Here is a 25,846-nt window from a genome sequence, read left to right as displayed (position 1 = left end):
CGTGCCCCGTACAGATGTCTCCGTGGTGATCTGCGCATACACCGAGGACCGGTGGGAGGACACCCTCGCCGCTGTGGAATCGGTACGCGAACAGTCCCTGCCCGCTCTGGAGACGCTGCTGGTCGTCGACCACAACCCCGCGCTGCTCGACCGGCTCCGCGACGAGTACGACAAGGACCCGGGCACCGGATACCGCGGACCGGCGGTCCGGGTGCTCCCCAACGCGGGCCCGCAGGGCCTGTCCGCGGGGCGTAACACCGGCATCGCCCTGGCCCTGGGCACGGTCATCGCCTTCCTCGACGACGACGCGGTGGCCGAACGGGACTGGCTGCGGCACATGGCGGCCCCGTACACCGATCCACGGGTGATGGCCGTGGGCGGCCGTACGGTCCCGGCATGGGCGTCGGGTCGCCGCCCCAGCTGGTTCCCCGCGGAGTTCGACTGGGTCGTCGGCTGCTCCTACAAGGGGCTCCCGGAAGGACGGATACGGGTCCGCAACGTGCTGGGAGGGAATGCCTCCTTCCGACGTACGGCCTTCGAGGCGGTGGGCGGCTTCGCCATCGGCATCGGCCGCGACGGGGACAAGCGCCCGCTGGGCTGCGAGGAGACCGAGCTGTGCATCCGGCTGACGCAAGCCGTACCGGAGGCGGTTCTCCTCATCGACGATCGCGCGGTCATCCACCACAAGGTCCCCGACGCTCGGAAGCGTTTCGGCTACTTCCGCCGCCGCACCTACGCCGAGGGGCTTTCCAAGGCCCAGGTCACCCACCACGTGGGGGCGCGCAAGGGCCTGGAGTCCGAGCGCCGCTACACCACACGCGTGTTGCCGGCCGGGGTGGCCCGCGGGTTGCGTGACACCCTGCTGGGGCGCCGTGGAGGGGCGGGGCGTGCGGGAGCGATCGTGGCCGGAGTGGTGACCGCCGCGACGGGATACACGGTCGGCATGTTGCGTGCCCACAGGGGCGGTTCGCCCTCCTGGGTGGTGCAAGCACCGTCTCCGGCCGGGATGGACGTCGTAGCGCCACGACGACCTTCCGCAGAGGTCCAGGGCATGCCCGACCGCAGGCATCGTGATCCACCGCCGCGAGGGAGCTTCCGGTGACTCAACCCGTACCCATCTTGATGTACCACGCGATCGGGCACGCACCGGCGGCGTCGATCCGTGCATTCTCCGTCTCGCCGGAGATGTTCGCCGATCAGATGTCACTGCTCGCGGAACGCGGGTTCACCCCCGTGTCCACGACCTGCCTTGCGGCAGCCTGGCGTGACGGATCACCGCTGCCTCACCATCCCGTGCTGATCACCTTCGACGACGGGTACGAGGGCGTGCGTCAGCATGCTCTGCCCGTGCTCCACCAACACGGATTCACCACCACGGTCTTCGTCACCACAGGCTGGCTGCGTGGCCCGTACGAGATCGACGGCGCCGCCCTGGACACCATGCTCGACTGGGACCAGGTGCACGAACTCGTCGCTGAGGGCGCCGAGATCGGCGGGCACAGCCACACCCACCCGCAGTTGGACCAGCTCCCCGACGACCTGTTGCAGTACGAGGTGGAGCACTGCAGAGAGCTCGTCACCGAGCAACTCGGCGTCCCTCCCGTCTCCTTCGCCTACCCGTACGGCTACTCCAACCGCCGGGTGCGGCGGGCCGTGCGCGCTGCCGGATACGCCCAGTCCCTGGCAGTGGGCAACGCGCTGGCCGATCCATGCCAAGGCCCCTATGCACTACGGAGAATCACCGTGCGACGGGGCACCAGTACTGCGGAGTTCGCACGCCTGGTGGAGGGGCGGGCCGTTGCCCGCACGTTCGCCGTGGACCGGGCACTGACCAAGGGCTACGCGCTGCTGCGCGGATCCCGACGGTTCGTTCGAAAGGCGGCTCGGGCGCGTGTCTGAGCCAGGTCAGGACATGAGGCCCCGAGCGTGGCGGATCAGCGCAGTCGTCGCGGCGGTGGCGACACTCGCGCTCGTTGTCGCGCTGTGCGTCACGCTTCCCGGCAACGGCGGGGCAACGTCCGCGGTGGCCGATTCCTCGCTCGGCTGGGGCATCACGCACACCCAGTACAGCGCCGAGGACGGGGACCCCGCCGCCGTGCGGACCGCGCGCGGGGCACTCTCCGCTCAGTCACTGCCGCAGAACCAGCACATCATGGGCTGGGGCGCCGACAACCCCGAGCCGTCCCCGGGCCGCTACGACTTCGCGACCCTGGACGAACGGATCGACCTCATCAGGGAGACCCACGGAACGCCCGTCATCACCTTGTGCTGCGCACCGGACTGGATGAAGGGCGGCAAGCCGGGTCACACCGACTGGTCCCGGCGGTCCCTGGAGACGGCCCCGAGCCCCGATCACTACGACGACTTCGCCGACCTCGCCGCGACCGTCGCCACTCGCTATCCGGACGTGCGGCATTTCATCGTCTGGAACGAGTTCAAGGGTTTCTTCGACGACGCGAAAGAGCGCTGGGACCACGAGGGGTACACCGCGTTCTACAACCAGGTCTACAGCGCGCTGAAGAAGGTGAACAAGGAGAACCTGGTGGGCGGGCCGTACCTGAACATGGACAGTTTCGGGCCCCGGCACACAAGGTACGGCTCCAGCCTCAAGGGCCCATGGGGCAGCGTCGACCGGCGCGTCCTCGAGGCCTTCGACTACTGGAACCTGCACAAGGCCGGAGCCGATTTCGTGGTCGTCGACGGCGCCAGCTACACCCGCGACGGTGAGGCGCTGCCGGACGAGTTCCGGGCAACCGACAAGTTCACCGCAATCGGCCGGTGGATCCGGGACCGCACCTCCGTTCCGCTGTGGTGGACCGAGTACTACATCGAACCGTCGGACGACGACGGTTCCGGTGAGCGCCGGCACGAGGCGCGGCACTTCGCCGTCCAGGTCGCCGCAATGATGGCCATCGCCGAGGGCGGCGCCACCACCGCCTTCTACTGGAATCCGCAGAGACGGGGCGAGCGGTGCACCGACTGCCTCTGGCACAGCTCCGGAGTCACCGGCAATGCCTCCGATGGCGCGCTGCCGATGATGGACCTGATCCGCCGTTTCGACACGGAGTTCCCGCCCGGTTCGGCGTTTCGACCGGTTGATATGGCGGGCGACGACGCAGAGACCGTGCGCGTGCTCGCCGACGACAAGGCAATGCTGATGGTCAACACCCTGGACCGGCCCGTTCACGTGAACGTCGACGGCCGATCGGTCGACCTGGACGCCTATCAGGTGCGCTGGCTCAGCAGCATTTAGGAATCCCATGACCAGAGAAACTGCCGACATACCTTTCGAGGCCGACCGCGAAGTGCCAGGTCTCATCGTGAAGTTCGGCGACTATCCACTCCATCACGGCGGCGTGGGCGCGATCCGCACCCTGGGGCGTCTGGGTGTCCCGATGTATGCGATCACCGAGGACCGCTACACACCTGCGGCCGCCTCCCGCTACCTTCGCCACGCCTTCGTGTGGCCGACCACCGGCGCGGAGGATCACGCGCAGCTCGTCGAAGGGCTGGTGCGCATCGCAGGGCGCATCGGCCGCCCGGCAGTCCTCGTCCCGACCGACGAAGAGGCCGCGGTGCTCATCGCCCAGCACCAGGATGTGCTGCGGGACTGCTTCCTCTTCCCCCGCGTCGATCCGCTCCTCCCGAACCGCGTCGCCAGCAAGCAGGGGCTGCACGAACTGTGCCTCGAACACGGCGTCCCCAGCCCTGCGACTGTTTCCCCGCAGTCGTACCAGGAGATCGAGGAGTTCACCGAGAAGGCGTCCTTCCCGGTGGTGGCCAAGAACCGTGAGGCGTTCGTCCGCCGCAGGCAGCCGGTGGTGAACGGTACGACGCGGATCGCCACCCGGGAGGGGCTGCTCAGCCTCGCCCGTGACTGGGGCGAGCGGCCCGGGGTGATCCTTCAGGAGTACCTGCCGAGGGAGGACGCCGAGGACTGGATCGTGCACGCCTACTTCGACGCGGACTCCACCCCGCTCGCCCTGTTCACCGGCGTGAAGGTCCGCTCCTGGCCGCCGCACGCGGGGATGACGGCCTGCGCCTACATCGTCGACAACCCGGAACTCGCCGACCTCGCCGCACGCTTCGTCAAGCAGATCGGCTTCAGCGGCATCATCGACCTGGACCTGCGCTTCGACCGGCGCGACAGCCGGTACAAGCTGCTCGACTTCAACCCGCGCATGGGCGCCCAGTTCCGCCTGTTCGAGAACGAGTCCGCCATGGACGTCGTACGCGCCATGCATCTGGACCTGACCGGCCGCGCCGTACCGAAAGGCGAACAGTGCACCGGCCGCCGCTACATCGTGGAGAACATCGACCTGCCGGCCCTGCTCGCCTACCGCCGCAGCGGCTACACCACGCCACACGCGCCGACCCACGCGAACGGGACGGAACTGGGCTGGTTCGCGAGTGACGACCCGCTGCCGTTCCTCACGATGATCGCGCGCCTCGTGCGGCCGGGTGTGAAACACCTGTACCAGCTGTGGCGCACCAACCGCCGGGCAGCCCGTCCGGCCCGGGCACCTGTGCCGCCCCCGTGTCGGCCTGCCCATTGACGAAATCCGCCAACGTCCTCGGGAGGAACACCATGCATCTTCCGGTAGCAGTCATCGGTGCCGGGCCGTTCGGCCTCTCCACCGCCGCTCATCTGCGGGCACTCGGCATTCCGGTACGAGTGTTCGGCGACCCCATGGTGAGCTGGCGCGACCACATGCCCGCCGGCATGCTCCTCAAGTCGACCCCCGCCGCCACCAACATCGACGCGCCCCAGCGCGGACACACCCTCGTCGACTTCTGCGACGCGGCCGGGATACCCCGGCTGGTGAAGGACGATGACATCATCCCGATCGAGACGTTCATCGCCTACGGGGACTGGTTCCAGCAAAGGCTCGTACCGGAGTTGGAGCGGGTGCGGGTGGTCTCCGTGGACCGGCGCGGCAGTGTCGGGCCCGGGTCCGCGTCCGTGGGTTTCGAACTGAAGCTGTCCTCGGGCGAGTTGTTCACCGCACGAGCCGTCGTCGTGGCGACCGGCCTGTCGGGCCTCGCCCACCTCCCGCCGGAACTCGCCGGCGCCGCACCGGACGGTCCGTCGCCGGTGGGCCCCGTCTCGCACGCCTCCCAGCACCATGACCTCAGCCGGTTCTCCGGCAAGGACCTGATGGTCGTAGGTGCCGGTCAGTCCGCCCTGGAGACGGCGGCGCTGGCGACGGAGGCGGGAGCGCGAGTGCGTGTGGTGGTTCGCGGGCGCGGCAGCGTCGGGTTCGGTACGCCTCCGTGGGAGCAGCCGAGGTTCCGCCCCCAGTCACCCTTCGGCCGGGCGTGGTCCCTGTGGGCGCTCTGCTACTACCCGCATCCCTACCGCTACCTCCCTGCCCAACTCCGTCATTACCTGGTCCGCCATGTGCTCGGCCCTCTCGGAGCGTGGTGGCTGCGCGACCGGTTCGAGGGCAAGGCCGAGATCACCGAAGTCGCCCGGATCATCCGTGCGGACGCGCCCGACCGACGTCCGGTACTGACCGTCCGGACCGACGACGGCCGTACCCGCCAACTGTCCGCCGACCACGTCATCGCGGGAACCGGATACCGGGTCGACATCGCCGCGATGGACTTCCTCAGCCCTGAGCTGTGCACGGAACTGGCGGTCAGCAGGGGGACGCCGAAACTGGGCGCCGGATACTGCTCGTCGGTACCGGGGCTGTACTTCACCGGGCTTCCCGCTGCGGCTTCGTACGGCCCCGTCATGCGGTTCGTGTGCGGGACGCAGTTCGCTTCCCCGCGGTTGGCGCGGCACTTGGCAGCGTCGGACCTCTAGTGCGCCGCGTCCAGTCGGGCCCGCTGCTCCCGGCTCAACTCCAAGTCCACAGCCGCCAGGCTCTCCTCCAGCTGCGCCACGGACGACGCCCCGACCAGCGGGACGATGGGCAGTTCGGCTCCGATCTGCCAGGCCAGGACGACCTGGTTGACGGTGGCGCCCGTCTCCCGGGCGACCTCGCGCAGCACCTTCAGGCGGGACGCGGTGCCCGGGTGGTCGAAGTCGGCGGGCAGCGCGACATCCGGGCGGGTGTAGGCGCCCTTCAGCAGCGGTGAGTAGGCGACCAGGGTCAGGCCGGGTTCGGCGCGCAGGTAGCTCAGGAGTTCCGGGCCCGCGTGGCCCAGGCTGCCATCGGGGAACAGGCCGTCGGGGACGTCGAGGCGGGGCCGCAGGTGGCTGTGGGCGTACTGGAGCACCTCGTAGCCGGGCAGGCCGGCCGCCGCGGCGAGGGCGCGGGCCCGTTCCACCCGCCAGATCGCGTGGTTGCTGACGCCGAGGAGGCCGACCGTGCCCTCGCGCACCAGCTCGGCGAATCCCTCGACGGTCTCCTGGAGCGGGACCCTCCGGTCCTCGATGTGGGCGTAGAGCAGGTCCAGCCTGGCCACGCCGAGCCGGTCGCGGCTGCGCTCGGCGGACTCGCGGATCACCTTCGCCGACAGGCCCTCCGGGTTGTCGACGAAGCCGGTGCCGGGGGCCAGCGGGCGGGCGCCGAGCTTGGTGGCGATCACGATCTCGTCGCCGACGCCGCGGCTGCGCCGCCACCGGCCGAGCAGTTCCTCGCTCTGTCCGCCCTGGCCGGCGTCCTCCCAGAAGGCGTAGTTGTCGGACGTGTCGATGAAGGTCCCGCCGGCCTCGACATAGCGGTCGAGCACGGCGAAGGAGGTCGCCTCGTCGGTCCGTGAGCCGAACAGCATCGCGCCGAGCGCGAGGACGCTGACCTCGCGGCGAGTGCCGGAGTCGGTGCCGATGGTGCGGTACTTCATGGTGGTCCCTCCCGTTCGTGCCCGCGGTCGGGGCACGTGCCGGGAGTCTTCAGCTTGAAGTGCTCTTCAAGTCAAGCGTTCACGCGCGACCGGGCGCCTTGACTCCACGGGACCAATGTTGCAAAGTGTACATATACACCGTAAATATACGGTGCATTCGATGCTGTCAGCAGGAGTGTCCTGCCATGGCGAGCAGTGCAGACGAAGGAAGTGAAGCTCCGTGGACGCCGTCGACCGTTCTGGTCACCGGCGGGGCCGGCTTCATCGGCAGTCATGCCTGCGTGGAACTCCTGGAGCACGGCTACGAGGTGATCGTGGTCGACGACTACTCCAACAGCACCTCGCAGGTCTTCGCCCGCATGGAACGGATCGCCGGCCGCTTCGTCGGTGCCGTCTACGAGCTGGACATCCGTGATCGACATGCCCTGTCGGCCGTCTTCGACCGCCACTCCGTGGACGCCGTTGTGCACTTTGCCGCGCACAAGGCCGCGGGCAGGTCGACACGGATGCCCATCGAGTACTACGACATCAACGTCGGCGGTACGACCGCCCTGCTGGCGGCCATGCACGAGCACGGGGTGCACCGGCTCGTGTACCCGTCGTCCGGTGCGGTCTACGGCGACGCCGGCCGAGGCCCGCTCGACGAGTCGACCCCGGCCCGCCCCACCAACCCCTACGCGGCCTCCAAGTGGATCTGCGAGCAGATCCTCGCGGACGTCTGCCGCCGCCACCCCGAGTACACGGTGCTGTGCCTGCGGTACACCACCACGGCCGGGGCCCACCCCAGCGGACTGCTCGGCGAGGACGCCCGCTCCGCGTCCGATCACCTGCTGCCCCATCTTGCCCAGGTGGCCGATGGCCGACGTGAGCGGCTGGAGGTCTTCGGGAGCGACTACCCGACCCGCGACGGGACCGCGATCCGCGACTATCTCCACGTCATGGACGCGATCGACGCGCACCGCGTCGCGCTCGACCACTTCGCCGACGGGCCGGGCATGCATGTGTACAACGTGGGCGTCGGAAAGGGCAGCTCCGTCCTGGACGTCGTCGCCGCGTTCGCCACGGAGTGCGGCAGGCCCGTCCCGTACGACAGCGGGCCCCGCCGTCCCGGAGACGTCGCCGAACTCGTCGTCGACCCGACCGCGGTGACGCGGGCCTGGGGCTGGCACCCCACCAGGGACCTCACCGACCTGTGCCGGGACGCGTGGCGCTTCCAGCGGCTCAACCCGCACGGCTACGCCGACTCCACCTGGCGACCGGACCCGAAGGAGTAGTGCCGGTGTCGCCCTCGGCAGTCCCCGAGCCCCCTGAGGCGGGCCGACCGCGGCGCCTGCCACGGTCACCGCCGGGAGGCCTCACGACGCTGCTCGCGAGCCGGGCGACAAGATGCAGCGGGGCAGCCGCCGTGCCTACGATCAATACAGGAAGCCCAAGTTGGCACAGTCCGCGCAGCGCGGTGTCCTCCGATCCGGGGAGGCGCTTGACCTTGCTGCTGGCCCACCGGCTGATGGCCGCCCTCATCGTGCTGGTCGGGGCCATCACCGGCCTGTACATGACCGTCCCGGACCTGCGTACGCCGCTGTGGGCCGTGATCGGGATGACCGGTGCCGGGGCGATGCTCGTCGGCGTGCACGTACACCGGCCCGCGCACCGGTGGCCGTGGTGGGTGCTCACCGCCGGGCTGCTGGCCTTCGCCGCGGGCGACACCTACTACAACGTGCAGGAGTCGTATTTCGCCGCGTCCAATCCGTTCCCGTCCCCGGCGGACGCCTGCTATCTCGCCGTGTATCCGCTGTTCGCCGCGGGCCTGTTCGGTCTGGTGCGCTACCGCTGGGTGGGCCACGACCTGCCCAGCCTGCTGGACGCGCTGATCGTCACCGCGGGGCTCGCCCTGCCGGTCTGGGTGTATCTGGTGCAGCCGCTCGCCCAACTGGAGGGCCTCACCTGGCAGCAGCGCGCGATCAGCATCGCCTACCCGCTCGGGGACATCCTGGTGCTGGCCCTGCTCGCGCGGCTGCTCGCCCCCAGCCCCGTGTCCGGCTCCAACCGCGCCGTCCAACTCCTCGTGCTGGGCACGCTCACACTGCTCTGCTTCGACATCGCCTACGGGATCCTCCAGCTCAACGACACATGGCAGACCGGCACGTTGCTGGACTCGGGCTGGATCATCTTCTACACGGCGTGGGGACTGGCCGCGCTGCACCCCTCGATGGCGGAGCTGACCGCCTCGCAGTCCCAGCCGCAGTCCCTGCTGCCGCCCTGGCGCCGGCTCGCGCTGCTCACGGTGGCCACGCTGATCACGCCCGCGGTCCTGATGTACGAGGAGCTCGCGGGCAGGGTGCGCGACGCGGCGGTACTGGGCGCATTCTCCTGTCTGTTGTTCCTGCTGGTGATCCTGCGTCTGGCGGTGATGGTCGTGGCGCACCGCAAGGCCATGGCGCGGGAGCAGGCGCTGCGCACCGCCGCCGCCTCGCTGGTGGGAGCGACCTGGCCGAAGGAGGTCGCCCGGGCCTGCGACAGGGCGATCGCCACACTGTTCGGGCCGAAGGCCCCGCACGTGGCCATGCTCCTGTCGGCCCGGGACGCCCAGCAGCTGTACATACGTCTCGCGCGGTCCCCCGTACGGATCGGCGGACGGTGGATCACGGACCGTGCCGAGCCCGCACGGAGCAGGCCGGCCGATCCCGCCCGCCACCGCACCCTCGTTCTTCCCGGCACCGCGCTGGGGCCGGTCATCGCCGCCCGGCTCGGGGATCTGCCGACGGCCCTGGTCTGCCCGATGGTCCAGCCCGACCGCCCGGCCGGCGGCGAGCTTCCGGGCGCGATGCTGGCAGCCGGCCCCGAACGACAACTCGCCGAGATCCGGGGTTCATTGGAGATCCTCGCCTCGCACGCGGGACTGGCGATGGAGCGCATCGCGCTGCGGCGGGAGATCATCCGCACGGAGAGCGAGGCGTACTTCCGCACGCTGGTGCACAACGCCACGGACGTCATCCTGATCGTCAACGACGACACCACCGTCCGCTACGCGACTCCCTCCGCGCAGGCCGTGTTCGGCGGCAGCGTCGAGCTGACCGGGCGGCAGCTGCCGGAACTGCTGGATCCGCAGGACCGGGGCCGGGTGATCCGGACGCTCGCGACCCTGCGGAACAGGGGGCGGGAGGAGGCGCACGACCACTGGTGGGTGGTGCGCGAGGAGGACCGTATCGAGGTGGAGGTGCGCTGCCGTGACCTGCGGCAGGACCGGACCGTGGGTGGTCTGGTCGTGACGCTGCGGGACGTCACCGAGCAGCGTCAGCTGGAGCACGAGCTGACCCAACGGGCCTTTCACGACTCGCTGACCGGCCTGCCCAACCGGACCCTGCTGCTGGAGCGTACGGAGCGCGCTCTGCTGCGCAGTCGCCGTGAGTCGACGATCACCTGTCTGCTCTTCATCGACCTGGACGACTTCAAGATCGTCAATGACACGCTGGGCCACACCGTCGGCGACCGGCTGCTGCGCGCCGTGGGCGAGCGGCTGTCGGCGACGCTGCGCCGGACCGACACGGCGGCCCGGCTCGGCGGCGACGAATTCGCCGTGCTGATGGAGGACGCGAAACAGCCCCTCGACGCCGAGCTGCTGGCCGCTCAGGTGATCCAGACGCTCAACCGGCCGTTCCAGCTGGCCGACGAATCGGTGAGCGTCTCCGCCAGCGTGGGGGTCGCCACGGCCAGGGACACCACGGACGCCGAGGAACTGCTGGCCCTCGCCGATCTGGCTCTGTACGCGGCGAAGACCTCCGGGAAGCGCCAGTGGCGACGCTTCGAGCCGCGGCAACGCGCCCGCGTGACGGAACGCCACGACCTCCGGGCGCGCCTCGACGGTGCGATCGCCCGCCAGGAGTTCACGCTGCTCTACCAGCCCGTCGTGGACATCGTCGCGGGCGAGATCGTGGGCTTCGAGGCACTGGCACGCTGGCCGCGCCTAGGAACCGATCCGGTGCCACCGGGGCAGTTCATCCCCCTCGCCGAGGAGACCGGCAACATCTCGGTGCTCGGCAGCTGGGTGCTGCACCACGCCACGGCCGACATCGCCCGGCTCCAGCAGCACAGGACCAGACCGCCGTACCTCAGCGTCAACGTCTCCGCGCGGCAATGGCGGGACACGGGTTTCCTCAACGAGGTGTGCAGGGCCCTGGACACCGCTCGTATGGACCCGGAAACGCTGCTGCTGGAGCTCACCGAGTCGGTGCTGATGCAGCGGACCGAGCAGATCGACACGCTCATCCGGGCGCTGAAGGACCTGGGTGTCCGCATCGCGGTGGACGACTTCGGCACCGGATACTCCTCGCTGCGCTATCTCCGGGACTTCCCCATCGACGTACTCAAGATCGACAAGACGTTCATCGACGACATTCCCAAGGACCCCCGACAGGTCGCTCTGGTCGAGGGCATCATCCACCTCGCCGACACGCTCGGGCTTCAGGTGATCGCCGAGGGCATCGAGGAGCAGCGGCAGAGGGAACTGCTGGCGGACATCGGCTGCGGGTACGGGCAGGGCTACCTGTTCGCACGGCCGATGACCGTGGAGCAGGGCGAGGCCGTGCTCCGCCGGCACGGCGGCGTCCGGCCGTCTCCGCAGGCCTGAAACCAAGGGAGCACACCATGCGCGCAATCGACGGCGACATAGCACCCCCGGGAAGCCGGGCCGACCCGCGGTTGAACCACCTCGACCACCTGCGACGGACGAGCCCCATGAGCGACGCCGTCCTGGACGAGGTGCGCGGGCGGCACATCCGCAGCGGCAGCCACTGGCTGATCGACTTCGCATCCTGCAACTACCTGGGCTTCGACTGGGACCCCGAGATCATCGACGAGATCGAACCGGCCGTACGGCGGTGGGGGACGCACCCCAGCTGGTCGCGGCTGCTGGGCAGCCCCCGGCTCTACACGGACATCGAGGAGCGGCTCGCCGCCCTGCTCGGCGCACCGGACACGCTGCTGCTGCCCACCGCCACCCTGATCCACGGCTCGGTGATCCCGGTCCTGGCCGGGGCGGGCCATGTCTTCGTCGAGGCCAGGGCCCACAAAACCGTGTACGACGGCTGTGTGTCGGCCCGGGGCCGGGGCGCACGGCTGCACCGCTTCCGCGCCGACCGGCCCGCCGAACTGAACGCCCTGCTGCGGGCCCTGCCGTCCGACGGGCCCCGGCTGGTCTGCCTGGACGGTGTCGACAGCATGAGCGGGAACATCCCCGACCTGCCGGTGCTGGCCGGGATCTGCCGGGACCGGGGCGCGACGCTGTACGTGGACGACACCCACGGTTTCGGTGTCATCGGGGAGCGGACGGCAGCGGAGCCCTGCCCGTACGGATCGCGTGGCAACAGCGTGGTCCGGCACACGGGCGAGAGCTACGACGGCATCGTCCTCGTCGGCGGTTTCTCCAAGGCGTACTCCTCCCTGCTGGCCTTCCTCGCCCTGCCCTCGCGGCTCAAGGACCACCTGAAGACCGCCGCCGGCCCCTATCTCTACTCCGGTCCCTCGCCGACGGCGTCCCTGGCCACGGCGCTCGCCGGGCTGGCGGTGAACGACCGCCGCGGGGACGCGATCCGTGCCGACCTGTACCGCAAGACCGTACGGGTCCTGCGGCACGTCCGCGGCCTCGGCCTGGACACGCCGGGCGTCCGCGAGTTCCCGATCGTGGAGATCCCGCTCGCCGACGCCGCCGATCTGGACGCGGTCGCCCAGTTCCTGTGGAAGAGCGGCATCTACGTGACCCTGGCGGCCTATCCCCTCATCCCCCGCGACCGGGTCGGCTTCCGGATCCAGATCACGGCGCTCAACTCCGACGAGGACATCGACCGGCTCAACGACACGCTGAGCCGGCTGGCCGAGCAGCGCGTCCTGGGGCTGCGGGGGTGAGTGCGGCATGGTCACGTCCGAGGCCCCCGACGCCGTTCCGATCCGCAACGACGACGTGGACTGGGACAGCTGGCCCGTCCAGGACTACCTCGCCGAGAACTACCGTGAGCTGCACCCGTCCGACGCCGCGGTCATCGCCCACCACGCCCGGCTGTACCGGGAGTTGACGCCCGGCGGCATCGCACGGTCCGTCGAGTTCGGCGCCGGGCCCAATCTGTACCCGCTCATGCTGGCGGCCTCCGTCAGCCGCCGCATCGACGCCGTGGAGGCGGGTACGGCCAACGTCCGCTATCTGACCGGGCAGTTCCGCGACGGCCCCGATGCCTGCTGGCAACCCTTCTACGCGCTGTGCCGGCGACAAGTCCCGAGTCTGCCGGAGACCCTCGGGGAGGCGCTGGCGCGGGTACGGGTCGTGCACGGCGACGTCCGGGCCCTGCCCGCCGGCGCCTACGGTCTCGCGTCGATGCACTTCGTCGCCGAGGGCGCGACCGAGGACTTCACGGAGTTCACCGAGTTCTGCCGTCTGTTCGCCCGGTGCGTCGGCCCGGGCGGGTACCTGGTGGCCGCGTTCATGGAGAACATGCCGACGTACCGCATCGGACGCGCCTCACGCTGGCCGGGCTGCCCCGTGGACGTGGACGCGGTCCGGGAGGTGTTCGCGCCGCTGACCGAGCGACTCTCGGTAACCCGGATCAACGCCGACCCGACCCTCCCCGACTACGGCGACTCGGGGATGGTGCTGATGACAGGGCGAACGCCGTCTCCACCAGAGCGATATGGCTGAACGCCTGCGGCGCGTTGCCCAGTTGACGGCCCGCGTCCGGGTCCCACTGCTCGGCGAGCAGACCGACGTCGTTGCGGATGGCTAGGGCCCGTTCGAAGACCTCCCGGGCCTGACCGGGATGCCCGGTGGCGGCGAGGGCGTCGGCGTACCACAGGGTGCACGCCACGAAGGTGCCCTCGGGGCCGCGTATGCCGTCCACGTCGTGCACAGCGTCGCCCGAGGGGCCGTACCGCCGGACGAACCCGCCGTGCTTCAGCCGCTGTACGGCCCGGACGGTGCCGCGCACCCGCTCGTCCCGGGCGGGCAGGAAGCCCAGCCTGGGGATCAGCAGGGCCGAGGCGTCCAGGGACGAGGAGCCGTAGGACTGCACGAACGAGTCCTGTCGCGCGTCCCACCCCTCCCGGCAGACTTCCCGGTGCACCTCGTCGCGCAGCGCCCGCCACCGGCCGGAGGATCCGTTGCGGCCGAGCAGCTCCCCCATGCTCAGCGCCCGGTCGGCGGCCACCCAGGCCATGACCTTGGAATGGACGAACTGCCGCCCCGGACCACGCACCTGCCACAGCCCCTGATCGGGTTCACGCCAGTGCCGGATCAGATCGCTCATCAGCGCCTCCACCACACTCCACACCCGGGCCGGCATGGGTATCCCCGCCCGTAGCGACAGACACAGGGCGTCCAGGACCTCGCCGTACACGTCGAGCTGGAACTGGTTCTCCGCCGAGTTGCCGAACCGGACCGGCCGTGATCGCTCATAGCCGGGCAGCCAGGGTGCCTCGGTCTCGTGCAGGAGCCGCTGTCCCCCGACGCCGTACACGGTCTGGAGATGGGCGGGGTCGCCCGCGATGGCTCGCATCAGCCAGTTCAGCCATGCCGTGGCCTCGTCGCGGTAGCCGCTGCGCAGCAAGCAGGACAGGGTCAGGGTGGAGTCGCGCAGCCAGCAGAACCGGTGGTCCCAGTTGCGTTCCCCACCGATGCACCCGGGGAGCGAGGCGGTCGGTGCCGCGACGATGCCGCCCGTCGGGGCGTAGGTGAGCGCCTTGAGGGTGATGAGGGACCGCACCACCGCGTCCCGCCAGGGTCCCTCGTAACGGCAGCGGGCGGTCCAGCGCCGCCAGAAGTCACTGGTCTCCTTCAGCGCCGTCTCGGCCGGGACGGACAGCGGAGCGGGTGCCTCGGGCAGGTGCGACGGCGACCATACGAGCGTCACAGCCAGCCGCTGACCGGCCGAGACCGTGAAGTCGAGCGTGGTGGGATCCTGCCGGTCGGGCACGCCGACCGGCCCGTCGGCGTGCAGCCAGACGGCGTCCGGCCCGGCGACCGCGAGCGTGCCGGACTCGGTGTCCCGGACCCACGGCACGACCCGGCCCTGGTGGAACCGCAGCCGCAGTTCGCTGCGCATGGGGACGGAACCCGACACGCCCTCGACGACGCGGACCACGCACGGCGACTGTGTGCGCGGCGGCATGAAGTCCGTGACCCGGACCGTGTCGCCGCCGCTGCGCCACTCGGTTTCCAGGGCCAGCGTGTCGTGCCGGTAGGCCCGGCGCGTACAGCGCCCGCCCGCGCGCGGAGCCACTCGCCAGAAGCCGTTGTCCGCAGTGCCCAGCAGCGCGGCCAGGCAGGCGGGAGAGTCGAATCGAGGCAGGCACAACCAGTTGATGGACCCGTCCATGCCGACCATTGCGGCGGTTTCCAGGTCACTGAGAAGGGCGTAGTCCTCGATGGGTGAACTCATGATCGGGAGTACGCCGTCGTGCACTTTGCCGCGCTTCCAGGGTACCTCTCCTGTACGTTTACGTCGTATAGGGAAGGAGAAGGCGTATGGCGAAGGACCCGGAGGCAGGCCCGGCCCGGCGTGCGAGTGACCGTGGGCGGCACGGCAGGCTCAGTCGGGAGCGGGTGCTGGCCGCCGCCCTGGAGCTGGTCGATCGCGAAGGTCTCTCCGCGCTGAGCATGCGCCGTCTGGGATCCGAACTCGGCGTCGAGGCCATGGCCCTGTACCGCTACGCGGCCGGCAAGGACGCGCTGCTGGACGGGCTGGTCGAGGCCCTCTACCTGGAACTGGAGGACCGTCTCGCCGAGGGCCCCGCTCCCGGGCCTTCCGAGTGGCGGGCCGACCTGCACCGCATCGCCCTGATCACTTACGAGGTCTGCCTGGCCCACCCTCAGGTGGTGCCGCTGATCGCCACGCGCATGATGGCGGTTCCGCTGGCCCGCAGGGCTCCGGCGGTCCTGCGGGACCATGAGCGGGTGCTCGCGCTGCTGCGCGGGGCAGGGCTGGACGAGGAACGGACCGCTGCCGTGTTCCACGGCTACACCGCGTGGGTCCTCGGATACGTCTCCGTGGAACTGCGGGCCATGGTCGACAACCCCGACGAGCCGGATCCCGCCTTCCGTCTCGGCCTGCACCGCATGCCGTCCCAGGAGCTGCCCACGCTCCGAGCGATCGCCCCGGCCCTCGCCGAGCGGGGCGGGCCGCAGGGTCTGGCCGCGGGGGTGGACGCGGTGGTCGACCGTTTCGTCGGCGAGGGCTGAGACAGCGGGGCCGTTCGGCGGGAGAGGCTTCAGCGGGCGAACGGCCCTTCCAGCGCCGCCCATTGGAGCAGCATGATGGTCTTGGCGTCGGCGATCTCGCCGGTGCGGATCATCTCCAGGGCCCGGCGGAAGGGCAGTTCGAGGATCTCGATGTCCTCGCCCTCCTCGTCCAGGCCGCCGCCCTCGTGGGTGCGGGTCGAGGGGCCGTAGGCGGCGGCGTAGAAGCTGACGCGTTCGGTGACCGAGCCCGGGCTCATGTAGATGTCGAAGACGTGCTGGACGTCGCCGATGGTGTGCCCGGTCTCCTCCACGACCTCGCGCCGCACGGCGATCTCCGGGTGCTCGTCATCGTCGTCGAGCACCCCGCCCGGCGTCTCGATCAGCATGCCGTCGGGGTGACCGTTGACGTACACCGGGAAGCGGAACTGCCTGGTCAGCAGGACGGTTTCGCGCTCGGCGTCGTACAGCAGCATGGTCGCGCCGTTGCCGCGGTCGTGGGTCTCGCGCTGCTGGGTGCTCCAGGTGCCGTCGGCGTGCTGGAGGTCGAAGGTGGTGGCGCGCTCGACGTACCAGTGGCTGGACAGCAGTTCCACGTCCCGCACCTTGACGCGGGGATTGCCGGTCAGGTCCCGGCCCGCCCGGTCGAGTCCGGTGCGGCCGCGGCGGTCGGGGGTGTCGATGCCGGCGGTCATCGGGCACCGGCCGGAGGGATGAGCGAGTTGGTCATGGCCCGCTTCTACCATCCGGGCGCGGTCTGCGGGATGCGGTCCGGGTGACGGGCGGGGGACGTCCGGGCGTCATCACGCGGATGGCCGGGCGGTCGCGCGGGCGGGCGGGCCCAGGTGGTCGGGCGGTTTCAATCGCCTTGGAGCTTGACCGCAGCACAGAGCATCAGAAGCACTGGCGCCGCAAGGTCGCCTCTCTCACGGCCTAGGCCATCGGCCCGTACCGTGAGGCCTTCGAGACCGACAACATCACCGTGGCCGTGGTGGTGCCGACGAGCGCCCGTCGAGAACAGCTCTCGGACTGGACGCGCCAGGAGCTTGAAGCCACCGGCCACTCGGATCTCGCTGACGTCTTCCTCCTCACCCAGGCCTCCCCCGTGACCACGCCACCCAAGACGTTCTTCTTCGGGCCGCTTTGGTATCCGGTAGGACAACAAGATGCCGTGAGTCTGCTCGATGTTCCGCAGTCTGATGAGGAGGTGAGTGTCAACGCCCCGCCTGTCCCTGCGTTCAACTACGACCTGTCGCAGCCGGTGCAGCGCGAGTTCGAATGACGCTCTTCCCTGCCCACCAGCCACGCATCCCGCTCGGCACCTACTGGAACTGGTTCTTTCCTCGGACGCTGTACTTGCCGCTTGAGGCCGCCCGCACTCATATGCATGTATTGGGCAAGACCGGCTCCGGCAAGAGCTACTTCCTCGCGTCCCTCTTCCTCTCGCTGTACCTGGCTGGTCAGCCCGTCACTTTGATCGATCCACACGGCGACCTGGCCCAACTGGTGCTTGCTCACCTCGTCGCCCTCGGGCAGCTCGACACCCAGGAGCAGCGACAGCGGCTGATCTACATGGACATTCCGGCAGCTGCCGCAGAGGGCCGCTACCTTCCGTTCAATTTCCTCGCCCAGCCCTACGACGACCACGCGATGGCCGAGCACGTCACCGAGGCAGCCAGGCGAGCCTGGCCGGAGCTGGCCCACGGTGCACCGACGTTCGAGAACATCCTGAAGCACTCGGTTGTGGCCCTGCGGGAGGCAGATCTCCCCCTCACGCGCCTCTCAGATCTTCTCACCGACACGGCCTTCCGCAACGAGCTGCTGCGCACCCGTGTCCGTGACCCCCAAGTCATCCGCTTCTTCCGGCTGCGCATGGATCAGTGGGGACGAGACGCGCCCGTGATGAAGGAGTCCACGCTCAACCGGGCGGATCTCCTGACCCTCTCCCCCATCCTTCGCTACGCCCTCGGCCATCAGGACAACGTCCTGGACTTCCGACGGCTCATCGACTCGGGTACGTCCCTGATCGTCAATCTGTCGGTGGCGTTCCCTGACACGCGCCGGCTCTTTGGGTGTCTGCTCACCGTCGGCATGGAGACCGCAGCTCTGAGCCGAGCCAACCTCCGGGCAGCAGGCCGACGACTCCGCACGCCGCATGTCCTGATGATCGATGAGTTCTCGCAGTTCATGGCGCAAAGCGAGGAGAGCCTCACGCGCATGCTCTCTGAGACCCGCAAGTACAAGCTGTACTGCGTCATGGCGCACCAGAACTGGAGCCAGGCCTCAGACCGCCTCAAGGGAGCGCTTCAAAACGTTGGCATCGAAGCCATCTTCAAGGCAGGCCGACCTGACGCGGAGTACTCGGCCCGGCTGTTCGGGACGGTCGATACCGAGGCTGTCAAGCACGTGGTCTCAGACGAGGCAGCCGAGAAGCGGACGCATCCGACGTACTACCCGCTCCCCGAGCAGTGGGAGCACACGACCCAGCAGATCCAGCAGCTCGACGTCGGCGAAGCCTTCATCCGTCTTCCGGACGACCGCCTCCAGCGCGTTCATACACCGAGGCTTTCCGAGCTTCCGCCCGTTCTTCGCAGCCTGGACGAGATCGAGCGGTACTACCTCGATCACTACTTCGAGCCAGCTCCTCCCATAGAGACCGCGGTGGCCCCAATTGTGCAGGCTCCTTCCGTCCTTGGCCGACGACCACGGACTCAGAGTCGAAAGCTCTCCCCGACTGCCGGAACCGTCTTCTCGACCAACTCTCGCCAGAAAAGCCGACGTTGACTTTCGATCATGAAATTTGCTATAAGCAGGATATATGTTGCAAACGTCTTTACACATAGAACATTCGGAGCGGCTGCGACGCGAGGTGCATGCTCCGATTACCTCTCGCCAGAAGCCACGGGAAACCGCCGGTGATGCATTGCTGCGGTTGGCGAAGCTCGGTAAAGACCTGAAGGTCACGGGGCCAGCAGATCTATCGTCCCGCCTCGACGACTACCTATATGGAGGGGAGTAGCCGCAGAATCATCATCGCTGACACCAGCGGACTGGTATCCCTCTTCCACCCTTCGGATTCGAATCACGCGAGGGCTGTCGAAGCCGCCAAGCGTCTCCGCGATAGCGACGTCACAATCCTTGTCCCTGTTGCGGTCTATCTGGAGCTACTCAACATTCTCGGGCGAATCATGGGACACGATACTGCGGTCCGCGTCGCCGAAGAGATGACAGATCACTTCCTCATCCTCAACAACATCAGCTCCTGGTCGCTCAAAGCCTCGTTGCAACTCTTTGCCGAAGCATCTGAGGGCGTTAGCCACACGGACTGTGTTGTGATGGTGTCCTGCGATGAGTACCAGACGCGCGAGATCTTTGGCTTCGATAAGGCGTTCGCTCGGCTTGGCTACCACATCGTTGCGTGACTGACTATCTTTCCCTCCCTCCCTTAATTGACGGCCTCTTGCGGTCAAGGAACGGCGGAGCCGGCGTGCGAAGTCCTTGACGCGCAGGGAAGCCGCGGCATCCTTTCGTCATTAGGAGGAAGGGAAAGTTAAGACTCAAGGCTAACCATTTACACCCATCTAGGTCTATTAATTCACTCGTATGTGTTGCTCTATGCAATGTTCAGCACCTCTGGGTTTAGCTATTTGAGCAGACGCTAGAGCGACCCAGGAGGAAGTGTGTTGATCGTTGATTATGTCCCTGCATGGCAGCAGGGGCTTGTTTTTGGATTTGCTGCACTTGGCTTGATTGGGATGGCATCTGCCGCACTTATGCTGCACAAACAAGGACTTACTAGTCGAGATGAGCTAAAGATCAACTTAGTAGGTGGTGCAGGTACTGCATTTGCCAGTGGTGCCATCATTGGAATTGTCTTTCTCTTCGTCCAGGAATCGCTTCACCAAGCGCAGGAGGAAGCTGCAGAAGTTACTCGTAAGGCGCAGGCGAGAGATACATGGCTTCAGAGTTTGGCCCTTGCTTCCGAGTTAAGAGGGTTTGATCCTGGTTCACATCCCGTGAAGGGCGTAGTGTTTAGTGGGAAAAACTTGAAGAATGCTATGTTTCTGAACAAAGATTTGCGAGGATCCTACTTCAACGAGGCGCATCTAGAAGATGCAGTATTTCAGGGTGCGGATCTCACGGGAGCCAACTTTATTGGGGCCAACCTCGCGCGAGCGACGTTTCGGGGAGCTGACCTATCGCGAGCTGATCTACGTGCCGCAAGCCTTGGTAGAGCACTCGAACTTACTCACGTACGGTCGCTTCATAAAGCAAAGGTCAGCGTGAATACTTGCTGGCCGGAGCGATTTATGAAGTCTAGCACCTTCAAGAAAGCTGAATTCGAAGTGACTGCCGCTTATGTCGAAGGTGCGCTCAAGACTGGATCTGGTAGTGAGTATCCTGCCTGCGGCTTCCCACCCAGCTCATAGTTTCAACTTGCCATTGATTTTCATGTCGCACAATAGAAGTCTGGCGACGGGGTTTTGAGGTTGTTAAGTGGTGTAGCGCTAGATCGATGACCTATAGCTGTTCGAGTCAGCTTTGGGGGATGTTGGATGGACCACTGAGTGAGCCATGCTTTGGTTGGACGCTATTTGGTCCCGTAGTGGGTAAGCTTACGGCTTCCTACTGTGCGCTGACTGGTGCCCATGCGCTGCCATTCCAGATGTATGCCCGCTGCTCGCTCGTCAGGGCCAGCCAGACTGCGCCGAGGGAGAACCAGTGAGCTTCAAACGGAGTATTGAGCTCATCGAACCTGATATTTCCGAGAGCTGCGAATCCTGCTGGTGAGGTAGCTCGGTCAATTCGCACGTTGGAGTTGTTTTCGTCCTCAAATTTTAAGGTAACACTTTCAAGGCACCACTCTGGTGCGTCTTCCGGCAGTGCCAGCTTGCGCTTTAGTACGGCTTCACATTTTGCGAATGGATCCCCCGTCGCCAGTTCTCGACGTTTACTCTGAAGGTATTCAAAGAAACTGCGACCAAGCTCATCGAAGAACCCAGCCGCAATCGGGCCGACACACGAAATGGCGACGCCGGCCGCCACTGTTCCTGGATTCAGCTGAACTTCGCCAAGGGTGAAGGCGCCAAGGGTGAGGACTACGGGAAGTGCGGAACCCTGGAGCTCCAAAACCTTTCCACGAGACAATTCATTCAGTCGATCTAAGGTCTGACTGAATGACTCTTCAGTTATGCCTTCCAGTCGTAACTTCCCGTAGCCATGGCTTCCAAACTCCCTTGGGAACTCAGGGCTCGTCTCCAGCTCCGACCATGTTGAGAGTCCGAAAAGCTCCCCCTGCATTTCTGCTTGCGCTTTCTCAGACTTGGTAGGCTCAACTATTGAGATAATCTCTTCTTTGGAGCGCTTGGTAGTTGTGATTTGTCGATCTTTGTGGGGGACCTTGTGCGGTGATTCAGGAGACGTTCCACTGGTCTCTTTGTCACCTTTAGGGAAACGGCTCTCTTTTGGCACCTTGTGTACCTCCTGAACCATTGCAGGCGGCCCATGGTAGTCAGCCTCAGGCTCTCAAAATACTGCTTGGCGAGGTTGGCATGGGCGGGTTCGCGGAGATCTGTTCGTAGGGATACTTAATAATCCACCATTTAATTGCGGCCTCAACCAAATGGCCCTGAGGCTTTACCCACCTCCCTCGTGTCGGGGCCCTACGCAGGAAGACCTGATCGGGCACTTGAGGCAGCTGCGGTGCTGCCCGACTTCACAAGCGTGCGGTCTCCCTGCTTCCCGACACGAGGCAGGCCACCGGCCAAACCCCTCAGGGCAATGGGGCCGGTTTGCTGGAGTGGTGTCGTTAAAGCGGTAGCCGTTTCGTGAAATCGACGAAGTGTGTCCAGCTGGCTGGCCGGAGGTCCATACGTCCGTACTCTCGATGCTTCGTGTCCCGGATTCTGACCACAGTGGGGTCGTTGTCGGCGACCTCTACGCAGTTGTCGTTGGATGTGTACGAGCTGGTTCGCCAGTTCGGTTGGTTCTTCAAGGTCGTTGTCTCCTAGTCGGTTGGCATCCGGTCGAAGTGTTGGATCGCAGTGAAGATGAGGTCTCGGACGGCCGTTCCGTAGACCGCTGACTGCTGCAAGAGGGCAAACGCCTTGGCGTACAGCTCGATTTCGCGCGGTTGTGTGACGGAGAACTCTGCGGAGTACGTCTCAACGAGGACGAGCTTGTCATCGAACATCGAGAATGAGTTGCCTGGCCAGATATGTACGGGTGCAGACCTCGGGATGATGCCCAGGCTCAGTCGGGCAAGTCTCATCACGGCCAACAGTCGGTCGAGCTGGCCCTTCATCACCTCTGGGCCGCCAAAGTTCGTATAGAGGGCCTGCTCGGCGAGCAGCACATTGAAGATCCGATCGCCCTGGTACAGGTATTGCTGCCGTTCAAGCCGCTTGGCTGTGGCAGCTTCCGTATCGTCGGGAATGTCGAAGAAGTCCACAACCTGTCTGAAGGTTGCTGCGGCGTACTCCGAGGTTTGGACCGTTCCCCATACGAGGGTCGGATGCCAGATGCGGAAGACCTTGGTCTTGGCGTAGACGGGTATGGCTTTGCTTTGCCGCTTCTCTGCTCCACCCTGGAACTGGCGCCGCCATTCAAGCCACAGCTCGTCAATATGGCGCACAGTCGCGATCAGATCATCGATCTGATCCTGTTTGTTGGTGGCGATGCACCAAGTTCGGATGTCTTCCTCGCTGGCGTTTTGCTTCCCGTTCTCAATGCGAGAGACCTTGGACTCTGCCCATCTTGTGGCAAGGGCGAATGCCCGACCGCTCGCGAACCCCGCATCCTTACGGAACCCGCGAAGCCGGGCACCCAGCGCCTCTCGTGCTTCTTGTGCTTGGTTGCTCACTGATGGGTCAGGGCTTGTACTCGGTGTGTGGGATGGCGATGGTCCAGAGGAGGTCTCGCAGGCGGACACACTCAGCCACGGCGCCAGGATCCTCAACCAGCTCTGATCCCAGTACCCGCCCCTCGGGGTCGAAATGGCCGACAGCAAGTAGCCGATCGTCGTAGAGCCACCAGTCGTTCCCCTCCACCGGGAACGTGATGCCCTCGGGCAGCTGGTGCCTCGGTAGCCACCGGATGTCCTCGCCGGCCTCAATGTTGAGACGGGTCAGCGAGTGCTCCCAAGTGACGTACTCGGAGTGCGGCTCACTGATCACCCGGACACGACGCACGGTTTTGCCCTCGCCCGTGACCCGCTTCATGAGTGTCATCCAGGGGTCGAGCCAGGAGTAGTCATCAGGCTCACCCCGCTGCCAGCGGGCGTACGGCGTGTCCTCTACCGGCGAGCCGTAGTCGTCCCTCAGCTCCAGATGGAACGCGTCGCGTTCGAAGCTGCTGAACAGTTCGTCACGCGCAGCGGGGGTGATCAGGTCCACTGTTCTCCTCCAGTAGGGCCGTGATCGAGGATTTGCGGACCTCGATGCAATCTTCGTAGTCAGGCAAACGCATCTGGCTCAGGGCCTCGGCGTCACGCATCATCGGACCCTGCACGATGCACGTGCCCTGTTCGGTGACAAGCATGATCGGGGCTTCGAACTTCTTGATCTCGCCGGACGTCAGACCGTCCTTGGTCAGGTGCTCGAAGAGTTCCGTCGGCACCTCGACGGCCGTCTGACCTTCCGGCACATCCAGCTGCATGAGCAAGTCTTGGGCATAGATCTTCCAGCCTTGGACGACGTAGCTGTCCTTATCGCTGGCGTACAGGGTGGGGCTGTCTCCAGGAGTGGAGTTCTTACCAAGGAACCGTAGCTTCATGGTTGCTCTCCCGTCCGCTGCCTTGCATCGGTTTGCGCGACACGTTGATGGTCGGTGACACGTTCGAGACCGTCAAACGGCTTGCTGCAAACTCGCGCAATCTTCTTGGGACTTGGGTGGCGACCGCTCTACGTTCGTGGCCGGACCTAAGCAACCGAGGATGTCGCAGCCTCCGTTGACTGTGGGTCACACACAGCGGAGGGAGAAGCGTGGTGACGAGCGTGACTGAGGGAAACCGCACGACCGGCATCGACGGCTCGTCTCTCGAAGTTGACTGGTTCAGGGACACCATCACCGTCGTTCAGCTCATGGAGCTGAGCAGGTCAACCCGAGCGGACATCGACGCGAGGACCAATGACCTCATCAGTCACCTGAGAGAGCTACTTGCCGTGGACCTGGGAGCCGACCAGGACGACGACGTGATGAAGGTGTACCGCCAGGCGTACAGGAAGCTTGAGCTGTCCAACCGCCCTATGCCGGCCACGTCTGCCTATGACGCCTTTGCGTTCATGGACGAGCTGGCAACCATCACCTTTGCCCTGTTGAGGATCTACGTGGCGAAGAACGAGGCGCAGACCCAATGAGTGTCAGGTCAGTCTTCCGCTTCGTGGACTACAAGATCAACCGGGACCCCATTGGGGAAGTGACCTGGGCTGCGGTCTGCGTGTCGGGCGAAGAGGAGGAGTGCGGCGCGTCCTCAGGCGACCTGGGCGCCGAGAAGGCGGCGAACCTTTGGATGGCCGTACATCGCGCCGGTACAGGACACAACCGCTTCAAGCGCAGCGTCACCGACTACGTGCTTGTGGAGCCGAAGTCATGAGGCGCAGGCCGTTAGTCACCGGCTGGTGTCTCCTCTGTCGCCGAGGCGATCGGATGGTGGTCTGGATAGGCCCCGTCGAGCATGGCGGCGAGACGGCCCCGGCCTTCGCGTGCGAGGGCTGCTGTGACTTCGTCCGTCAGTACATCCACCAGTACCAACAGCAGTGGGACGCACGTCCCGCCTCATAGCTCCCCGTCCGTCCGCCGTTCCCCCGTGGCGGATGGGCGGGGCCTGCTCGCCCCGGTTGGAACAAGGTCCAGGACAGCCCGAGCGCCCGCCGGGGCGAGCGCACCACCCCGTGGGTCAAGGCCGCGGGTCAATCCGTTCACTCAGCGAGAGGTGTACGCCAGTGACAACCCTCGTACAAGCGGCGGCGGCAGAAACACAGCTTGCCGTCCCCGAGCTTCTGTGGCTGGACCTGACGCGCAAGTGTCAGCTTCAGTGCGTGCAGTGCTACAACGCGTCGGGGCCGGAAGGCTCCCACGGCACCATGAGCCGCGAAGACTGGACCAGCGTTCTGGAACAAGCCGCCACTTGCGGCGTGCGCCGTATCCAGTACATCGGCGGAGAGCCGACCATGCACCCCGACTTCCCCGACCTGGTCAACCGTGCGCTGAACCTCGGCCTGAACGTCGAGGTGTACAGCAACTTGGTACACGTCTCGGCCGAGTGCTGGGAGCTGTTCCAGCGGGACGGGCTCACCCTCGCTACGTCGTACTACTCCGACGATCCGGCACAGCACAACGCAATGACCGGCCGTCCCAGCCACGCCCGAACGCGAGCGAACATCGTTGCAGCCGTGCAGCGCGGTATCCCGGTGCGCGTCGGCGTCATCGCGGGCAGCGAGGCTCAGCGTGTCAACGAAGCTCGGCAAGAGCTTGAGGCCCTGGGAGTGGCACACGTCCGCGTGGACCACGTCCGGCCCTTCGGTCGTGGCGCGAATGGTCAGGCGCCGGATGCGAGCAACCTGTGCGGCCGGTGCGGCTCTGGCAGGGCAGCAATCAGCCCCACGGGCGACGTCTCCCCCTGCGTCTTCTCCGGGTGGCTGAGCGTCGGCAACGTCAAGGAAACCCCGCTGGCCGATATCCTCAGCGGTCCCGTCATGGTGGGGGCCAATGCCTCTATCCGCAACGCGCGCGGCCCCGGCTCGCTTGAGAACGGGAAGGCATGCACACCGGACACAGACGACGAGTGCTCGCCGGGCACACCGGGGAGCGAGTGCACTCCGAAGAACTGAGGGA

The 25,846-nt window shown here is 66.6% G+C and carries 25 protein-coding genes; 17 read left to right on the top strand and 8 right to left on the bottom strand.

Translation table 11 applies throughout. From position 1 onward, the window contains the following. Position 1: 1 nt before the first annotated feature. From OG254_RS43145 to OG254_RS43125, 5 genes are read left to right on the top strand one after another with little or no spacing between them, the layout of a single operon-like run. Positions 2-1,102 carry a glycosyltransferase family 2 protein gene (locus tag OG254_RS43145; protein WP_405593190.1) on the top strand — a complete coding sequence of 367 codons (1,101 nt, stop codon included), beginning with the start codon at positions 2-4 and terminating at the stop codon, positions 1,100-1,102. Positions 1,103-1,122: 20 nt separating this feature from the next. Next, on the top strand, positions 1,123-1,899 hold the full coding sequence (locus OG254_RS43140; protein WP_405595538.1) for a polysaccharide deacetylase family protein: 777 nt from the start codon (positions 1,123-1,125) through the stop codon (positions 1,897-1,899). A 13-nt stretch (positions 1,900-1,912) separates the two neighbouring features. Continuing rightward, positions 1,913-3,253, top strand: a complete 1,341-nt coding sequence (locus tag OG254_RS43135; RefSeq protein WP_405593188.1) for a GH39 family glycosyl hydrolase — start codon at positions 1,913-1,915, stop codon at positions 3,251-3,253. Between the two features lie 7 nt (positions 3,254-3,260). Next, a complete protein-coding gene (locus OG254_RS43130) occupies positions 3,261-4,556 on the top strand; it encodes an ATP-grasp domain-containing protein (protein WP_405593186.1) in 1,296 nt (431 codons plus the stop codon). Between the two features lie 32 nt (positions 4,557-4,588). Beyond that, on the top strand, positions 4,589-5,812 hold the full coding sequence (locus tag OG254_RS43125) for an FAD-dependent oxidoreductase (protein ID WP_405593184.1): 1,224 nt from the start codon (positions 4,589-4,591) through the stop codon (positions 5,810-5,812). Here the strand turns inward: OG254_RS43125 and OG254_RS43120 are convergent. Then, positions 5,809-6,795 carry an aldo/keto reductase gene (locus OG254_RS43120; RefSeq protein ID WP_405593182.1) on the bottom strand — a complete coding sequence of 329 codons (987 nt, stop codon included), beginning with the start codon at positions 6,793-6,795 and terminating at the stop codon, positions 5,809-5,811. The genes OG254_RS43125 and OG254_RS43120 overlap by 4 nt on opposite strands. A gap of 185 nt (positions 6,796-6,980) precedes the next feature. Here OG254_RS43120 and galE point away from each other — a divergent pair, with 185 nt between their 5' ends. From galE to OG254_RS43100, 4 genes are all read left to right on the top strand, one after another. Further along, on the top strand, positions 6,981-8,069 hold the full coding sequence (gene galE / locus OG254_RS43115) for a UDP-glucose 4-epimerase GalE (RefSeq protein WP_405593180.1): 1,089 nt from the start codon (positions 6,981-6,983) through the stop codon (positions 8,067-8,069). Between the two features lie 206 nt (positions 8,070-8,275). Next, entirely contained in the window at positions 8,276-11,422 is a 3,147-nt protein-coding gene (locus OG254_RS43110) for a putative bifunctional diguanylate cyclase/phosphodiesterase (protein ID WP_405593178.1), read from the top strand. A 17-nt stretch (positions 11,423-11,439) separates the two neighbouring features. Then, positions 11,440-12,696 carry an aminotransferase class I/II-fold pyridoxal phosphate-dependent enzyme gene (locus OG254_RS43105; protein WP_405593176.1) on the top strand — a complete coding sequence of 419 codons (1,257 nt, stop codon included), beginning with the start codon at positions 11,440-11,442 and terminating at the stop codon, positions 12,694-12,696. 7 nt (positions 12,697-12,703) lie between these two features. After that, entirely contained in the window at positions 12,704-13,480 is a 777-nt protein-coding gene (locus OG254_RS43100) for a class I SAM-dependent methyltransferase (RefSeq protein ID WP_405593174.1), read from the top strand. Here the strand turns inward: OG254_RS43100 and OG254_RS43095 are convergent. Beyond that, the gene (locus OG254_RS43095; protein ID WP_405593172.1) at positions 13,389-15,215 is read right to left on the bottom strand and encodes a glycoside hydrolase family 15 protein; all 1,827 of its coding nucleotides are present in this window, start codon (positions 15,213-15,215) and stop codon (positions 13,389-13,391) included. The genes OG254_RS43100 and OG254_RS43095 overlap by 92 nt on opposite strands. Positions 15,216-15,301: 86 nt before the next feature. Between OG254_RS43095 and OG254_RS43090 the strand changes: the two genes are divergently transcribed. Further along, positions 15,302-16,015: a TetR/AcrR family transcriptional regulator gene (locus OG254_RS43090; protein WP_405593170.1), complete on the top strand. Its 714-nt coding sequence runs from the start codon at positions 15,302-15,304 to the stop codon at positions 16,013-16,015. Between the two features lie 29 nt (positions 16,016-16,044). Here OG254_RS43090 and OG254_RS43085 read toward each other — a convergent pair whose 3' ends face one another. Next, positions 16,045-16,707 (bottom strand): NUDIX domain-containing protein, encoded by a 663-nt coding sequence (locus OG254_RS43085; RefSeq protein WP_405593168.1) that lies wholly within the window; start codon positions 16,705-16,707, stop codon positions 16,045-16,047. 287 nt (positions 16,708-16,994) lie between these two features. Between OG254_RS43085 and OG254_RS43080 the strand changes: the two genes are divergently transcribed. The 4 genes from OG254_RS43080 to OG254_RS43065 all read left to right on the top strand — a co-directional run bounded on the left by OG254_RS43080 (position 16,995) and on the right by OG254_RS43065 (position 20,442). After that, on the top strand, positions 16,995-17,294 hold the full coding sequence (locus OG254_RS43080) for a hypothetical protein (protein WP_405593166.1): 300 nt from the start codon (positions 16,995-16,997) through the stop codon (positions 17,292-17,294). Continuing rightward, positions 17,291-18,796, top strand: a complete 1,506-nt coding sequence (locus OG254_RS43075) for a type IV secretory system conjugative DNA transfer family protein (RefSeq protein ID WP_405593164.1) — start codon at positions 17,291-17,293, stop codon at positions 18,794-18,796. Before OG254_RS43080 ends, OG254_RS43075 begins: the two co-directional genes overlap by 4 nt. Positions 18,797-19,017: 221 nt before the next feature. Next, positions 19,018-19,434 carry a type II toxin-antitoxin system VapC family toxin gene (locus OG254_RS43070; RefSeq protein WP_405593162.1) on the top strand — a complete coding sequence of 139 codons (417 nt, stop codon included), beginning with the start codon at positions 19,018-19,020 and terminating at the stop codon, positions 19,432-19,434. A gap of 258 nt (positions 19,435-19,692) precedes the next feature. Then, positions 19,693-20,442: a pentapeptide repeat-containing protein gene (locus OG254_RS43065; RefSeq protein WP_405593160.1), complete on the top strand. Its 750-nt coding sequence runs from the start codon at positions 19,693-19,695 to the stop codon at positions 20,440-20,442. A gap of 196 nt (positions 20,443-20,638) precedes the next feature. Here OG254_RS43065 and OG254_RS43060 read toward each other — a convergent pair whose 3' ends face one another. From OG254_RS43060 to OG254_RS43040, 5 genes are all read right to left on the bottom strand, one after another. Then, the gene (locus OG254_RS43060; RefSeq protein WP_405593158.1) at positions 20,639-21,484 is read right to left on the bottom strand and encodes a hypothetical protein; all 846 of its coding nucleotides are present in this window, start codon (positions 21,482-21,484) and stop codon (positions 20,639-20,641) included. 337 nt (positions 21,485-21,821) lie between these two features. Further along, complete coding sequence (locus OG254_RS43055) at positions 21,822-22,007, bottom strand: DUF397 domain-containing protein (protein WP_405593156.1); 186 nt, start codon at positions 22,005-22,007, stop codon at positions 21,822-21,824. Between the two features lie 12 nt (positions 22,008-22,019). Beyond that, positions 22,020-22,874, bottom strand: coding sequence for a helix-turn-helix domain-containing protein (locus OG254_RS43050; RefSeq protein WP_405593154.1), 855 nt, complete (start codon positions 22,872-22,874; stop codon positions 22,020-22,022). A gap of 7 nt (positions 22,875-22,881) precedes the next feature. After that, positions 22,882-23,406 (bottom strand): DUF6879 family protein, encoded by a 525-nt coding sequence (locus OG254_RS43045; protein ID WP_405593152.1) that lies wholly within the window; start codon positions 23,404-23,406, stop codon positions 22,882-22,884. Continuing rightward, on the bottom strand, positions 23,378-23,785 hold the full coding sequence (locus OG254_RS43040) for a hypothetical protein (RefSeq protein WP_405593150.1): 408 nt from the start codon (positions 23,783-23,785) through the stop codon (positions 23,378-23,380). The genes OG254_RS43045 and OG254_RS43040 overlap by 29 nt, the downstream gene beginning before the upstream one ends. Before the next feature lie 212 nt (positions 23,786-23,997). On the opposite strand from OG254_RS43040, the gene OG254_RS43035 reads away from it, so the two are divergent. The 3 genes from OG254_RS43035 to OG254_RS43025 all read left to right on the top strand — a co-directional run bounded on the left by OG254_RS43035 (position 23,998) and on the right by OG254_RS43025 (position 25,842). Next, a complete protein-coding gene (locus OG254_RS43035) occupies positions 23,998-24,369 on the top strand; it encodes a hypothetical protein (RefSeq protein ID WP_405593148.1) in 372 nt (123 codons plus the stop codon). 23 nt (positions 24,370-24,392) lie between these two features. Next, entirely contained in the window at positions 24,393-24,605 is a 213-nt protein-coding gene (locus tag OG254_RS43030) for a hypothetical protein (protein WP_405593146.1), read from the top strand. A gap of 349 nt (positions 24,606-24,954) precedes the next feature. Next, positions 24,955-25,842 carry a radical SAM/SPASM domain-containing protein gene (locus OG254_RS43025; protein ID WP_405593144.1) on the top strand — a complete coding sequence of 296 codons (888 nt, stop codon included), beginning with the start codon at positions 24,955-24,957 and terminating at the stop codon, positions 25,840-25,842. Positions 25,843-25,846: the final 4 nt, after the last annotated feature.

Source organism: Streptomyces sp. NBC_01092 (genome assembly GCF_045039535.1).
Lineage (GTDB): Bacteria > Actinomycetota > Actinomycetes > Streptomycetales > Streptomycetaceae > Streptomyces.
Note: the sequence above shows the minus strand (reverse complement) of the source record. Positions and strands in the feature narration are given on the sequence as shown.

Excerpts from the sequence above, each read along its gene's own strand:
- OG254_RS43140 (WP_405595538.1), top strand. The coding sequence starts at position 1,123 with ATGTACCACGCGATCGGGCACGCACCGGCGGCGTCGATCCGTGCATTC.
- OG254_RS43135 (WP_405593188.1), top strand. The coding sequence starts at position 1,913 with ATGAGGCCCCGAGCGTGGCGGATCAGCGCAGTCGTCGCGGCGGTGGCG.
- OG254_RS43130 (WP_405593186.1), top strand. The coding sequence starts at position 3,261 with ATGACCAGAGAAACTGCCGACATACCTTTCGAGGCCGACCGCGAAGTG.
- OG254_RS43125 (WP_405593184.1), top strand. The coding sequence starts at position 4,589 with ATGCATCTTCCGGTAGCAGTCATCGGTGCCGGGCCGTTCGGCCTCTCC.
- OG254_RS43120 (WP_405593182.1), bottom strand. The coding sequence starts at position 6,795 with ATGAAGTACCGCACCATCGGCACCGACTCCGGCACTCGCCGCGAGGTC.
- galE (WP_405593180.1), top strand. The coding sequence starts at position 6,981 with ATGGCGAGCAGTGCAGACGAAGGAAGTGAAGCTCCGTGGACGCCGTCG.
- OG254_RS43105 (WP_405593176.1), top strand. The coding sequence starts at position 11,440 with ATGCGCGCAATCGACGGCGACATAGCACCCCCGGGAAGCCGGGCCGAC.
- OG254_RS43100 (WP_405593174.1), top strand. The coding sequence starts at position 12,704 with ATGGTCACGTCCGAGGCCCCCGACGCCGTTCCGATCCGCAACGACGAC.
- OG254_RS43095 (WP_405593172.1), bottom strand. The coding sequence starts at position 15,215 with ATGAGTTCACCCATCGAGGACTACGCCCTTCTCAGTGACCTGGAAACC.
- OG254_RS43090 (WP_405593170.1), top strand. The coding sequence starts at position 15,302 with ATGGCGAAGGACCCGGAGGCAGGCCCGGCCCGGCGTGCGAGTGACCGT.
- OG254_RS43085 (WP_405593168.1), bottom strand. The coding sequence starts at position 16,707 with ATGACCGCCGGCATCGACACCCCCGACCGCCGCGGCCGCACCGGACTC.
- OG254_RS43075 (WP_405593164.1), top strand. The coding sequence starts at position 17,291 with ATGACGCTCTTCCCTGCCCACCAGCCACGCATCCCGCTCGGCACCTAC.
- OG254_RS43070 (WP_405593162.1), top strand. The coding sequence starts at position 19,018 with ATGGAGGGGAGTAGCCGCAGAATCATCATCGCTGACACCAGCGGACTG.
- OG254_RS43040 (WP_405593150.1), bottom strand. The coding sequence starts at position 23,785 with ATGAAGCTACGGTTCCTTGGTAAGAACTCCACTCCTGGAGACAGCCCC.